The organism is Clostridioides sp. ES-S-0054-01 (assembly GCA_021561035.1).
GTDB lineage: Bacteria > Bacillota > Clostridia > Peptostreptococcales > Peptostreptococcaceae > Clostridioides.
On sequence record CP067346.1, the window covers coordinates 3,020,023 to 3,034,665 of the forward strand.

Consider the following 14,643-nt stretch of genomic DNA (forward strand, 5'->3'; position numbering starts at 1 on the left):
ACAATTGGGGTGCAGTACAAAAATTATTTTTAGATAGACCTTTTTATTTTTAATTCTTTATACTTGATTTATTTTAAATTCCCTTTTTAAGAATAACAATACGATTATCATAGCAATAAAATCTGCAATTGGCTGTGCTAACCAGACTCCATCTAAATTAAATTGAATTGGAAGTACAATAATTAATGGTATAAATAAAATAAATTGTCTTAAAAGAGTTAAAAACATAGAGTGTTTAACCTTACTTATACATTGAAAATACACAGGTCCTACAATAGAAATCCCCATTATAGGCAATGTAATTAGATTTATGTTTATACCTCTTACAGCTATCTCCATTAAATCTGAATCTTTATTAAATATACCTACAAATACTTCTGGAAAAACTTGTACTACCAAAAATCCAAATGACAATATGATAATTGATACTATGATAGATAGTATTAAAGTTTTCTTTGCACGCTCATATTGTTTTGCACCATAATTGTATGATATTATAGTTTGCATACCTTGATTCAAACCAAACACAGGCATCATAAACATCAATAAAATAGATGTAAGTGCTGTCATAGCTCCAATAGCCAAATCTCCGCCATAAACTTTTAGAGAATTATTTGTAAACATATGAGTTATACTTATAGCTACCTCCATACAAAAAGGTGTTATACCTATTGCAAGTACCTTCTTTACTATATCTTTATCCAATTTTAAGTTACATTTTTTTAGTTTTAAATTAGACTTCCCTCTTATAAAGTAATGTGTTACCCAAATGAACACCACTATTTGACAGAGTACCGTTGCTATAGCTGCTCCTTTTATTCCTAAATCAAATACAAATATAAATATAGGGTCCAATATCAAGTTTAATACGCAACCTACAATCATTGTTCTTGCTGCTAATTTTGGATTACCCTCTGCCCTAATTGCATTATTAAGAGAAAATGCAACTAGATTAAATATACTTCCAACCAATATGACACTCATATAGTCTTTTGCATAAGAGATTGAATCTTTACTTGCCCCCAAAATAAAAAGTATATCTTCTAAAAAAACTAATCCTAATATAGTTATCATTAAAGATATAATTATAGATAGTGTCAAAGCATTGCCCAATATCTTTTCTGCTTCTTCTCTATTTCTTTCACCTAATTTAATAGACAATCTTGTGCTAGCACCTACTGATATCAGCATTCCAAAAGCTATTATTAGTGTAAATACTGGCATAGTTACACCAAGACCTGCGATAGCTATGGAGCCAATACCTTCCATAGAACCGATAAAAGCTCTATCTACTACATTATAAAGTGAAGTTACCATCATTGCTATTATTGCAGGTATCGAATATCTAAGTAATAAAATCCATATTTTTTCATGTCTTAATGCTTCTTGATTTTCCATGTTGTCACCATTTATACCATGTCATAAGTTATACAAATTGGTTTATTTGTTCTTGGGTCTGTTACTATTTCTGCATCAATGTTAAATAATTCTTTTAGATTATCTTTCGTCATGACATCATATGCATCACCTTCACAAACTATTTTACCTTTCTTAATACCTATCATGTGGTCAGCAAATCTCGCTGCATTATTAAGTTCATGTATTACCATAACAATAGTTCTTCCTTGTTTTTTATTTAATTCATCTAACAATTTTAGTATCTCTAACTGATGAGCTAAGTCTAAATATGTTGTAGGCTCATCTAGTAGTAATATATCAGTCTCCTGTGCTAAAGCCATAGCTATCCATGCCCTTTGTCTTTGTCCTCCCGATAAGTCTTCTATATTTCTATCTTTAAAATCTGAAATTCCAGTAACTTCTAAACTCCAATTTACAATATCTCTGTCCTCTTTACTAGAATTACCAAATCCACTCTTATGAGGAAATCTTCCATAAGAAATTAACTCTGAAACAGTAAGACCACTAGGAGCTTGAGGGCTTTGTGGAAGTACAGCCATATCTTTTGCTATTTCTTTAGATTTCTTTTTATAAATATCCTTTCCATTTATATATATACTTCCACTCTTAGGGCTAATAATTCTTCCTATAGTTTTAAGTATTGTCGATTTTCCACAACCATTAGCCCCTATTATAGTAGTTATTTTTCCTTTTGGTATATTTAAATTTAAATTTTTTACAATATCTGTATTTCCATATGATATATTTAAATTTTTAGTACTTATACAGTTCATAACAACACCCTTTCCTAATCATTTGCCAACATTAAATAGATAAAGTATGGCACTCCTATTATAGAAACCACTATACCTACTGGTATTTCTATAGGTGCCAGAATATTTCTAGATATAGTATCTGCTACTAAAAGTAATAAGGTCCCTATCAGTGCTGATACTGGTATTAATCTTTTATGTTTTGGTCCTATTATTTTTCTACCTATATGGGGAGCTATTAAACCTATAAATGAAATACTACCTGCTACTGCTGTCGATACACCAGATAAAATTACTGCATATATTATAAGTCTTCTCCTTTGTTTTTCTACATCTACACCAAGACTTGTAGATACTTCATCACCCAAGTTTAAAACATCTATATACTTAGCTTTATACATAGTTATACTCATAAAAATCACTATAAATGGAAGTACAGCTATTACATATTTCCAGCTAGTTCCCCAAATACTTCCTGATGTCCATGCCATAACTCTATTAAATTCTTGTGTTGTAAATTTCAATTGAAATATCGTCAAAATAGAAGTAAAGGCTATGTTTACACCTATACCAATAAGTAGTAATCTTGACGAATTTATTCCACCTTTCCATGAAAGAAAATATATCAAAAATGCTCCAAGTAAAGCTCCTACAAGTGCAACAATAGGCATTGTAAACACAGTTAGATTACTCATGCCTTCATAGACATTACCATTCATAAGGTATATATAAACTACTACAAATAATGCAGCACCTGAATTTATTCCCAAAATCCCAGAATCAGCTAAATCATTTTTTGTAACTCCTTGAAGTATTACACCTGCTGTTGATAATGCTGAACCAACCAACAATGCTATTATTATCCTTGGTAATCTCAATTTAAATATCGCAATCTCATGATTACGCTGACCCTGACCTAAAAAAGTCTTTATAACATCCATTGGTTCTATAGAAAATGAGCCCATATTTAAACTTACTAGAAAAGTGATAAAAATAAGTACCACTAAAATTGATATAACAAGCAATGTTTTAGAATTTATTTTCATAATATTTTTCATAGTACTTATTTCTCCCCCTTTCTAACAAGGTATATAAATATTGGCACTCCTATAAGTGCTGTTATAGAACCTACTGGTGTCTCATATGGAGGATTTATCATCCTACTTAATATATCTGTATATACAAGCAATACAGCTCCTAGGACTAGAGAGCTTGGTATTATATACTTATAATCTGAACCTACTATTCCTTTAGCTATTTGAGGAACTATAAGACCTATAAAAATAATATTACCAGACACCGAAACAGATGCCCCAGTCATTAATATTACGAGTACTATACATATGAATCTAACAGTGTTAGTTTTCTGACCTAATCCTATTGCTACTTCTTCTCCAAGGCTTAATATAGTTATTCTTGGAGCCATAACCATGGCTAATACGAATCCAATACCTCCAGCTATAAATAATAGCTTTACACCTTCCCAATTTACTCCTACAAGACCTCCTGATATCCAGAAGCTCAATTGTTGAGATAGATTAAAATACATAGATATCGCTGATGCTAAAGAAATTAACAGTGTTCCAAGTGCTACTCCTGCAAGAGCTAATTTTACATTATTAGCTCTGCCCCTTGATTTGGAACTTATAAAATATATAAATAATCCACTTATACTTGCCCCAATAAATGCAAACATCATTACACTAAAACTTCCATGTATAAGTTGAGGAAGTTTTTTTTGAAGTACTAGTGATATCGAAATTGCAAATGTAGCTCCTTGTGTAATTCCTATAACAGATGGTTCAGCTATAGGATTTCTTGTTATGCCTTGCATTATTGCCCCGGAAATTGCTAAAAACCCTCCAACAAGTGCAGCTGCTATTGCCCTTGGAAGTCTAACATCCTTTACTATTCTCATATTTATTCCATCTTCCATTTTTATTAAACTATCTATAACGGTTGATAGATTCATATCTTTTGCCCCAATAGTTATGGATAATACAATTCCAAACACAAGTACAACCATACTTACTAATATCAACAAATAAGTTATATTTTTTTTACTTAACTTAGTCAATTATCCTACCTCCTTTTCCCTTTTAATCGTCAGTATAATATCATCTATTAAGTATTTTTAATTTTAAGCTTTATTAAAAAGAGGTGTGAAAAATGAATATCATTATCTCACACCTACTAAGTTAAGAATTACTTTGTTAATTCATTTTTAACTGATTCTAATAATAGCTCTTTTCCAATTGGATTGTATGATTGACTGAAAAATGGAGCTGCGTCAAGTATTGTTACATTTCCATCTTTTACTGCTCTTATTTGAGCCCAGATAGCACTATTTTCTAAATCTTTTTTATCTGATTCTGTAGCAATTACAACTATATGGTCTGCATCTATATCTGTTAAACCTTCCATACTTACCATTGGTAGTGTTATTCCATCTTGTTTTGGCATATTCTTAGGTCTAGCTAATTTCATATCATCATTTATTAGAGTACCTATTCCACCATCGCTAAATACCATAAATTGACCTGAACTTGCCAACACTGGTAAGTAAGTTTTTTCTCCATTCTTTTCTATAACTTCTTTACCAAGCTTTGTAGCTTTTTCATCATACTTCTGTAACCAACTATTAGCTTCTTCTTCTTTATCAAATAATTTTGAAATATCAATCAACTTACTTCTCCAGTCATTTGCATAATCTTTCATCATGACTACAGGTGCTATTTCTTTTAATTGGTCATATATCTTCTCTTGTCTTTGACTCATTATTATTAAATCAGGATTTACTTCTAATATAGCTTCCATATCCATAGTATCCATCATTGAGTGTCCAACTATTTTTACATCTTTAAGTTCTTCTCTTATGTAACTTGGTAATTTATCAGTTTCATATGAGTCTACATTTGCTGTTGCAACAGGTTTATTACCCGATAATAATAGTTCTTCACTACTTCCTGATATATCAACTATTTTTTTAGGATTTGATGGTATCTCAATCTCTCCTTTAACAGATTGTACAACTCTTGTTTCTGATTTATCTTTATTCCCTGTATTCTTATCTGAACATGCTGTAACAAGTACTAGCGTAGTTATAATAGATATAAATATTGCAAGTGATTTTATTTTTTTCATGATTATTTCTCCTACTTGTTTATTATGCTTATATGATATTGATTATCATAAGCACATATTTATTATAGCATTTTTCTATTTTTAGTCAATATTATTTTGTAAAAGGATAAAAATTCCTAATTAATCTTAATTATATATACTACAGATAAGGTTTTCTTGTATTAAACAATAGATTGATACTTAAACTTTCATATATATAGAATGAATTTTCAATTAAACGAATATGGATGATTAGCTTATTGTTGAAAAAATTGAAGATGTAGTTGTTGATACTAGTATACCTTACAATTATGAGAAACCTAAATTTTAAAACATCAATAAAATGATAATAGATTACTAAATACTATTTCAATAAAAAAGAGTATCTAAAATAATTATAAAAATTATTTTTAGATACTCTTTTTGATAGCAATTTTAAACTACTTATTTTCCAATCTTTCATATACATCTATAAATTCTTCTGCTAGCTGTTGAAAATTCATAGCTGTCATTAAATGGTCTTGTGCATGAATTAGTATAACACTTATCTCAGTTTTATTACCACTGGCTTCATTTTGTATCAATTCTGTTTGGAACTTATGAGCTTTGTGAATTGATTCTTTTGATTTTTCAATGCATTCTCTAGCTTTATCTATACTCCCGCTCTTTGCTTCTTTTATAGCTTCAAATGCTAGCCCTTTTGCATCACCTGCAAATCCAATTATTCCAAAAGATATTTCTATCATTTTTTCATCCATTTATTCTACCTCCTAAATATCTCTATAGCTTGATATGACTAATCCATTCTTTTCTAAAAATTCTTTGACTTCTTTAGATGTAAGTATCTTGTGCTCCTTCGTTCTATCAATAGCATAGGATGTAGAATTCAAAATATAATCATCTAAAAAAGCTGGGTGAGACATAATATCCACTACATCATACTTCATTATTTCGTCTATATTTTTTATAAAATATTCTTCACTTACATTTTCCTTATAAAAACTATCTATTAAAGGAACTATTTTAGAATACTCTAAATTATATTCAAATCCGCCTCTTATTGGAAGACTATACTTATTCACAATCTTCTCTATTACTGGCTTTAAACTTGCTAAAGTATGAATATGATGGTGACTGTCTAAATGAGATATATCTATTCCAAGCCCTTCTACTCTATCTATTTGAGCACAAAGTTCTCTATAAATCTCATCACAATCCATTTTTTTAATAACTTCGTCTGTAATCCTTCTAATAAAAAAGCCATCTTTGTCAACAATAGTTTTTAAGTTAGATAATAATGGTCTACCACAACTTAAAGTCATATGAACTCCACAATTTAAAGTTTTATTTTCTTTAAGTAACTTAACTCCATGTTCTACCCCGGGCATGTTTGCCATCATAGAAGTAGACCTAACTATTCCATTATTATGAGCTGACATTATCCCATAATTCACAGCTTCGCAATATCCAAAGTCATCTGCATTTATTATAATCTTAGTCATACCACAACCTACTTTCTATAGACAACTATCTATTAAATCTAGGAAGATAATTTTTATGAGCTTCCAACATTGCATCTAATATAGTTTTTGCTAAATCATCGGATGGAATCAGCGGATTTATACAAAGTGCCAAAAGAGCAGATTCATAATCACCATATACAGCTGCTTTAGCTGCCAATACTTCAAATGATTTAATTTGACTTACTAATCCATGTACAGAATCTGGTAAATATCCTATGCTTAATGGTTTTGGACCATTTTTTGTTATTACACTACTCACTTCTACAGCTTGTTCATCTTTAAAATCTCTTATAGAACCATTATTTAATGTATTAACTACTTGGATGTCTTTTTTATCATTATATATAGAGCTTATTAAATTACAAGCAGCATCACTATAGTAAGCTCCTCCTCTTTTTTCAAGTTGAGGTGGTTTTATATCTAGTTTTTCATCCTTATATAATTCAAATAATTGTTCTTCTAATTCTTTAACCACTTGACCTCTAGCTTTTCCCTCTTTAAACTCTCTCAACTCATCTTCAAGCATTTCCTTAGTTTTATAGTAATATCTATGATATGGACAAGGTATTGCACCTAAAGCTTTTATAAATTCTGCATTAAAATCAATTGCCTTTATATTTTGCATACTTATATCTGCTTTGACAAATTTGTCTATTGCTTCTTTTGTAACATCTTCTCCATCCAAAGATACATTTAGACCATAAACCATGTGATTAAGACCTGCAAAATCCATACTTATTCTGTCACTTTCTACGTTAAATAGTTTAGCAATATCATTTTTCAAATGAATTGGTACATTGCATAGACCTATATATCTTTTAAAATTAGTATATTTGAATACAGCTTCTGTTATTATCCCTGTTGGATTTGTAAAATTCACCATCCATGCATTTGGACATAATTCTTCCACATCTTTTATTATATCAAATATAACTGGTATTGTGCGAAGAGCTTTAAATAAGCCTCCAGCACCATTAGTTTCCTGACCCATAACTCCATAAGATAAAGGAATAGTTTCATCTTTAATTCTCGCATCTAAAAGACCTACTCTAAGTTGTGTTGTCACAAAATCTGCATCTTTTAGAGCTTCTCTTCTATCCAAAGTAAGATTTATTTTCATGTCTATTCCAGCTTTTTTTACCATTCTTTTAGCTAGATTTCCAACTATCTCTAGTTTTTCTTTTCCATCCTCTATATCTACAAGCCACAATTCCTTTACAGGTAACTCTTCATATCTTTTTATAAAACCTTCTACAAGTTCAGGAGTATAACTTGAACCTCCTCCTATTGTAACTATTTTTAGTCCATTTTTCATCTCATTATACCATCCTTACCTATAATTTAGTATATACTGCGAAACCCCATATATTTATCAACCAGATAAAACTACCTAGTTGTTAATTTTCAACTTCTTAGCTTCCATTTTTTCAGATGCTATGACAAATGGAATATATATTAATATTGATAATATTAAATTAAATAGTGCTAAAGCTCCACCAGTCCAATCACCTGTAGCCATTGCTCCACCTAATATAGGAGGCGTTACCCAAGGTATTTTAGGTAAAATTACTGGTGCTACTAACCCAAAATCTATTGCTAAATATGATATAGCACTACATATTACTGGTGCAAGTACAAATGGAATCATAAATATAGGATTTAAAACTATTGGAAGTCCAAATATCAATGGTTCCCCTATGTTGAATATTGCTGGTGGTCCACCTAATACTATCATTTCTTTACGTCTTCTTCCTGCTATTATTAAAGCTATAACCAATCCTAATACCATTCCAGAACCACCTAAATATACGAATGCATCAAAGAATGAGCCTGCAAGTACATGGTATCCTTCTGTTGCTCCTGCTTGAGCCAAGGCAGCATTTTCTCCACCTAATTTCATAAGTATAGTTTCTGTAAAAGGAAGTGCTATATTTGCACCATGAAGACCAACAGTCCAAAGTATATGAATTATAAATGCAATAAGCATTGTAGAACCTAGACTATCAGCTACATTTGATAATGGTGCTCCTAAATAAGTATTTAAAATATCTGTTAAGAAACTTCCATTTGAAAGCATCTTTATAAATATTCCTATTACAGTAAATATCATTATAGTTAACATTCCTGGTATTAACTTTGCAAATGACCTTGAAACTGCTGGTGGAACTCCATCTGGCATTTTTATAGTTAATTTCTTTACTTTAGATAACCTTACAAATATCTCAGTTGATAATAATCCTATTAATATAGAAGAAAATAAGGCTGCTGTACCCAAGTAAGTTTGTTGTATCATTCCCCATCCTTCAACTGCTGTAGTTCCACCCTCAGGAACTATTTTACCGATTTGTGGAGCCATTATAAAAAAGATAGATAATGCTATAAGACCAGCTTGTAACCCATCACTTTCATAAGATTTTGCTAGGAAATAGGCAACACCTATTACTAAGAATACTGCCATAGTACCTATTGCTCCCCACCAAAGGTCGCTTCCAAATGTAGTCCAATTTTCTCCAAATATACTTGCCATCAAATTTTTGTATGCTTCTAATGGTAAGTTATTTATCAATGTTCCTAATGCACCTACCATAGTTATAGGTATCATTGCTATAAATGCATCTCTTACTGCTACTAAGTGCCTTTGAGCTCCTATCTTAGCAGCTACAGGCACTATATATTTATCCATAAATGACATGAATTTTTCCATTTTACATCCTCCAGTACAACTTTATTTTGAACTATTTAGCTCTACAGCTCTATCTAACACAGCTTTTCCATTACATCTTCCATAATCCATCATATTTATAACTTCAACTGGAATATTGTGTGGTTTTGCCATTTCAGTTGCTTTTCCCAATACATATCTAACTTGAGGTCCTAAAAGTAAGACATCACAATTTTCTATTTCATTTTTTAAATTCACTTCTGATATAGCCCATATTTTTGCTTCTATATCGTTTTCCTTTGCTGCCTCCTCCATTTTTGTGACCAATAAACTAGTTGACATTCCTGCTGAACAAGCTAACATTATTTTTATCATTTTTTCCCCTCCAAATTAGATTCATTAAATATTTTTTAAGTCATAATTTCTTTAAACTATACATTTAAAGTATGCTTTTCTATTAATTATTATATCAATGTATATATCTTATTTTTAAATGTATATACATTTAATTCTTGATATTATTATATATCAAATGTATATACATTTCAAGAAAACTTTTTCATTTTATTTAAATTTTATTCGACAACAGCACTCAAAGTTAGGGTATATCCATGATGATATGTGTGTGAGTATTCAAAAATCTCACTATTTTGTAACTTACATATTTGATTTATATACAAAAGAGGCTCTGGCTCTTCTAATTTTAGATTATCCATACATTCTTCATTTGATATTACAGCTTGGACCTCTCTCTCTGACACAGCTATCTTGTATCCACACACTTCTTCAACAAAATTATAAAGAGAATTTTCACAATGTGTCTTATTTAAATTTGGAAATAACTTAACTGGCATATAAGTAATCATATATGAAACTCTTGCATCATTTGCTAATCTTACTCTTTTGATTTCCCATACGTTTTCTTCTAAACTTATATTTAATTTACTTGATAATTCTTCATCTGCTTGAACTATTTCAAGAGATACCAATATATTAGATACTTTATATCCTTTGCTTTCCATCTCTTTAGTAAACCCACTTACAGATGATATATTATCGTATATATTATTTGCAAGAACTATACTCCCTACTCCTCTTTGTCTAGTTATATATCCTTCTTTAACTAGATTATTAAGTGCAGACCTTACTGTCATTCTCGTTACATTAAACTTTTCACTCAACTGTTTTTCAGAAGGTATTAAATCCCCTTCTTTCAAACTATCTGAATTTATCAAATCTCTAACATGATTTTCTATAACTTTATAAATTGGCTCTTTCATTTAATTCACTCCTCATTAATTAAATCTTTTACATAATAAGATAATTTTATATACAAATAATGAAAATGTCTATACATTTAAGATAAATTAAATTTTATTCAGTCATCTTATTATAGTTTTCCAAGTCTAAGTATAGATATAAATATGAAATTTATTGATGAAATCCATTATAAATCTAGAAATGAAGGTAGGATAATATTAATATATACTACAAATTCAATGGAGAATTACAACATATTGTTAAGGTAAATGACTAAATCTAAGTCTATTTTTCCTTAATATGATTCTCTACATAGGTCATTATATTTAGCAGCTATGTATACCCTAAAAAAATAAATCAAAATATTAGAAATTAGAATCAAGTTTTAGCTCACTTAACTATTTATTTTGAGGAAAGAAATTTAATTCTAAATTAATAAAAAAAAAATAAATATTTCAAAAAATCAAGAAATTTTCTTAATAGATGTGATAATTTCTCCATATATGAAAAAATATGAAAATAAGGCTATGATTTTTACAATCACAGCCTTACTAATAAATATTAAATTATCACTTCAAAACTAAAATTTATTTAAAGAGTACACATAAATATTTTCTGATTTTAGATTATTTTTCATTTTTAAATAAAGCTATACATTCATACGGTCTCAAAGTAATTGTTGAAGTAACTTTTCTATCCTGATAATTAGATATTATACACTCATATTTTTCAAGCTTCTCATTATCTAAAATAACATCAATTTCTTTATCATAAAAATTATTTAATACCACTAAAGATTCCTTTTCATAACATCTCTTATATGCAAATATAGAATCATTATCTTCTAATAATGGCTTAAAATCCCCATATGCTACTACATCATACTTTTTCCTTAATTCTATTAACTTCTTATAATAGTAAAGAATAGAATCTTTATCTTTTAAACTATTCTCTACATTTATATCTTTATAATTGTTTATAACTTCTATCCATGGTTTTGATTCACTAAAACCTGCATTCTTACTACCATTCCATTGCATAGGTGTTCTTGAATTATCACGAGACCTTTCCTGTAATATCTTGTATATCTCTCCATCTTTCATTCCTTGAGATTTTAATATCTCAAAATAATTTAAACTCTCAACATCTACATATTGTTTTACATCAGTAAAGTATGCGTTAGTCATACCTATTTCTTCACCTTGATATACATATGGTGTTCCTCTTAAGAAATGAATTATAGTGGCTAACATTTTAGCGGACTCTTTATAATACTTTTTATCATCTCCAAATCTAGATATTATACGTGGTTGGTCATGGTTACACCAAAATACAGCATTCCATCCATTACCTTTTTCCATTCCTATCTGCCACTCATTAAGTAGTTTTTTTAATTTAACAAAATCACAATCTTGCAACATCCATTTATTTTGATTTTTATAATCGACTTTTAAATGGTGAAAATTAAAACACATAGACAATTCTTTCTCATCTGGATTTGAATATTTTATACAGTTTTCTACAGTCGTAGAAGACATCTCACCTACAGTCAACATATCATGTTCTAATACTCCACTTTCTTCACACATTTCTTTTAGGTATTGATGTACTTTTCTACCATCTGTATAAAAACATCTACCATCACCTTGTAAATCATCTTCATATTTCTCTGGTTTAGATATTAAATTTACTACATCAAATCTGAATCCTTTTATTCCTTTATCTATCCAAAACTTTAATATATTTTTTAATTCTTTTCTTACATTAGGATTTTCCCAGTTTAAGTCTGCTTGAGTTTTATCAAATAAATGTAAATAATATTGATTAAATTTCTCTACAAATTCCCAAGCATTGCCTCCAAATTTTGATTTCCAATTTGTTGGAGCACTTTTATCTTCTTTAGGATTTTTAAATATATAAAAATCTTTATAGTATTCATCTCCTTTAAGTGCTTTTTTGAACCACTCATGCTCTGTAGATGTATGATTAAATACCATATCAAACATGATACCTATATTTCTTTTCTTAGCTTCTTTTATTAAATTTTCCAAATCATCCATAGTTCCATATATAGGGTCTATATTATAATAGTCAGCTACATCATACCCATTATCATTTTGTGGTGATACAAAAAATGGAGTAATCCATACATAATCAACACCTAAAAATTCCAAGTAATCTAATTTTTCTGTTATTCCATTTAAATCTCCTAAACCATTATTTGTTGTGTCATTAAATGATTTTAAATATATTTGATACACTACACTCTTTTTAAAATCTAACATATTATCTCCTATCTAGCCAATGCATATTAACATCCCTTGATATAAAACCAAGGGAATTGTATGTATTTATACGTTGTCATTTGCATTAAATTTACCACTCTTATAAAATAAGTACGTTAATCCTATTGTTATTACAAATGTTATTGCCATTCCTGTGAAATATACACCCCAATATTCAGGCATTACTGAAAGGAATGAGAATACTCCTCCAACTCCAACAGCTGTAGCTTTAACATTGTGATATGATATAAATGCTCCTCCTATTGCACTTGCTACCATAACTGCTATAAATGGATACCTAAATCTTAAGTTTATACCGTATATAGCTGGTTCTGTTATTCCTAGCCATGCTGATATAGTAGACGTAATAGATACACCTCTTAGGTTCTTATTATTTTTTAGTATGAAAAACATTGCTAACGTAGCAGCTCCTTGAGATAATGTAACAGTCTCTGATATTGGCCACAATGTTACGTATCCTAAAGTTCCTGCCATTTGTAGGTTTACTCCTAAGAATAAATGATGCATTCCTGTTATTACTAATGGTGGTGAAATAAATGAATATAACGCTCCTGCTAAAACTGGTGCCACTTCAAATAAATACACTACTCCACTAGTTATCATATTTGCACCTGTCATAGTTATAGGACCTATAACTACAAAGGTTAACATACCTGTAATTAATAAAGCTATCGGTGAAACTAATACTAATTGAACTGCATCTGGAACAGTCTTTTTTAAGAATAATTCAAGTTTAGCTAAAATGTATGTAGCTATTAAAACGGGTACTACTTGACCTTGGTATCCAACTTGAGCAACCTTCATACCAAATATATCCCATGTTGGTGCTGCTGATGGATTTGCCGCAAAATCATATGCAGACATCAAAGCTGGATGAACTAATACAAGACCTAAAACTACGCCTAATAAAGGATTTCCTCCAAACTTCTTAGCAGCTGACCAACCTATTAATGCTGGTAAAAATGTAAAAGATGTATTTGCTATTAAGTTTATAATACCTGAAATTCCAGCGATACCTGTATTTGCCTCTATAACAGACTGCTCATAAAAAATCCCTGGATTAGCTATCATGTTGTTAACGCCCATAAGTAACCCTGATGCAACTATTGCTGGTAATATAGGAATGAATATATCAGCAAGAACTCTTATAAACTTTTGTAATTTATTTGACTTTTCATTGACTTGTTGTTTTATTTCTTCTTTGGATACCTCTTCTGCTCCTGTTTGATCTATTAAATCTTTATATACTTTATCTACTCCAACTCCTATTACTATTTGAAACTGTCCACCTGCATTGAAGCACCCTTTTACTATATCAATGCCTTCTAGTTTATTAATATTTGCCTTGCTAGTATCTTTTAGTATTAAACGTAATCTTGTTACACAGTGTGTTGCACTTTGTATATTTTCTTTTCCCCCAACATACTCAATAATTTGAGAAATACTTTCTTTTGAATTCAATGCCTTATTCTTCCTCATATCCACTTATCCTTTCTCTTTTTCATTATTAGCAACAAGTTGTTTAAACAAGCATCTTGTTTGAACAACTTCATTGTAATATTTTACGTTAACTTAGTCAATAGTTTTTTGAAAACATT

General features: G+C 29.7%; 13 protein-coding genes. All 13 read right to left on the reverse strand.

Going from position 1 to position 14,643, the window contains the following annotated elements:
- Positions 1 to 57: 57 nt before the first annotated feature.
- Positions 58 to 1,398, reverse strand: a complete 1,341-nt coding sequence (locus JJC02_13975) for an MATE family efflux transporter (protein ID UDN53994.1) — start codon at positions 1,396 to 1,398, stop codon at positions 58 to 60.
- A gap of 11 nt (positions 1,399 to 1,409) precedes the next feature.
- Positions 1,410 to 2,192, reverse strand: coding sequence for an ABC transporter ATP-binding protein (locus JJC02_13980; protein ID UDN53995.1), 783 nt, complete (start codon positions 2,190 to 2,192; stop codon positions 1,410 to 1,412).
- A gap of 14 nt (positions 2,193 to 2,206) precedes the next feature.
- Positions 2,207 to 3,229 (reverse strand): iron ABC transporter permease, encoded by a 1,023-nt coding sequence (locus tag JJC02_13985; protein UDN53996.1) that lies wholly within the window; start codon positions 3,227 to 3,229, stop codon positions 2,207 to 2,209.
- A gap of 5 nt (positions 3,230 to 3,234) precedes the next feature.
- Positions 3,235 to 4,248, reverse strand: coding sequence for an iron ABC transporter permease (locus JJC02_13990; GenBank protein UDN53997.1), 1,014 nt, complete (start codon positions 4,246 to 4,248; stop codon positions 3,235 to 3,237).
- A gap of 128 nt (positions 4,249 to 4,376) precedes the next feature.
- On the reverse strand, positions 4,377 to 5,315 hold the full coding sequence (locus JJC02_13995) for an ABC transporter substrate-binding protein (GenBank protein ID UDN53998.1): 939 nt from the start codon (positions 5,313 to 5,315) through the stop codon (positions 4,377 to 4,379).
- A gap of 419 nt (positions 5,316 to 5,734) precedes the next feature.
- Positions 5,735 to 6,052 (reverse strand): PTS lactose/cellobiose transporter subunit IIA, encoded by a 318-nt coding sequence (locus JJC02_14000; protein ID UDN53999.1) that lies wholly within the window; start codon positions 6,050 to 6,052, stop codon positions 5,735 to 5,737.
- Between the two features lie 12 nt (positions 6,053 to 6,064).
- Positions 6,065 to 6,796 (reverse strand): chitin disaccharide deacetylase, encoded by a 732-nt coding sequence (chbG, locus tag JJC02_14005; GenBank protein ID UDN54000.1) that lies wholly within the window; start codon positions 6,794 to 6,796, stop codon positions 6,065 to 6,067.
- 25 nt (positions 6,797 to 6,821) lie between these two features.
- A complete protein-coding gene (locus JJC02_14010; GenBank protein ID UDN54001.1) occupies positions 6,822 to 8,132 on the reverse strand; it encodes a 6-phospho-beta-glucosidase in 1,311 nt (436 codons plus the stop codon).
- 75 nt (positions 8,133 to 8,207) lie between these two features.
- Positions 8,208 to 9,521 (reverse strand): PTS sugar transporter subunit IIC, encoded by a 1,314-nt coding sequence (locus JJC02_14015; protein ID UDN54002.1) that lies wholly within the window; start codon positions 9,519 to 9,521, stop codon positions 8,208 to 8,210.
- Between the two features lie 21 nt (positions 9,522 to 9,542).
- Positions 9,543 to 9,854: a PTS sugar transporter subunit IIB gene (locus JJC02_14020; GenBank protein UDN54003.1), complete on the reverse strand. Its 312-nt coding sequence runs from the start codon at positions 9,852 to 9,854 to the stop codon at positions 9,543 to 9,545.
- Between the two features lie 200 nt (positions 9,855 to 10,054).
- Complete coding sequence (locus JJC02_14025; GenBank protein ID UDN54004.1) at positions 10,055 to 10,759, reverse strand: GntR family transcriptional regulator; 705 nt, start codon at positions 10,757 to 10,759, stop codon at positions 10,055 to 10,057.
- A 606-nt stretch (positions 10,760 to 11,365) separates the two neighbouring features.
- Positions 11,366 to 13,024, reverse strand: coding sequence for an alpha,alpha-phosphotrehalase (gene treC, locus JJC02_14030; GenBank protein ID UDN54005.1), 1,659 nt, complete (start codon positions 13,022 to 13,024; stop codon positions 11,366 to 11,368).
- Positions 13,025 to 13,090: 66 nt separating this feature from the next.
- Positions 13,091 to 14,524 (reverse strand): PTS trehalose transporter subunit IIBC, encoded by a 1,434-nt coding sequence (gene treB / locus JJC02_14035; protein UDN54006.1) that lies wholly within the window; start codon positions 14,522 to 14,524, stop codon positions 13,091 to 13,093.
- Between the last annotated feature and the right edge of the window lie 119 nt (positions 14,525 to 14,643).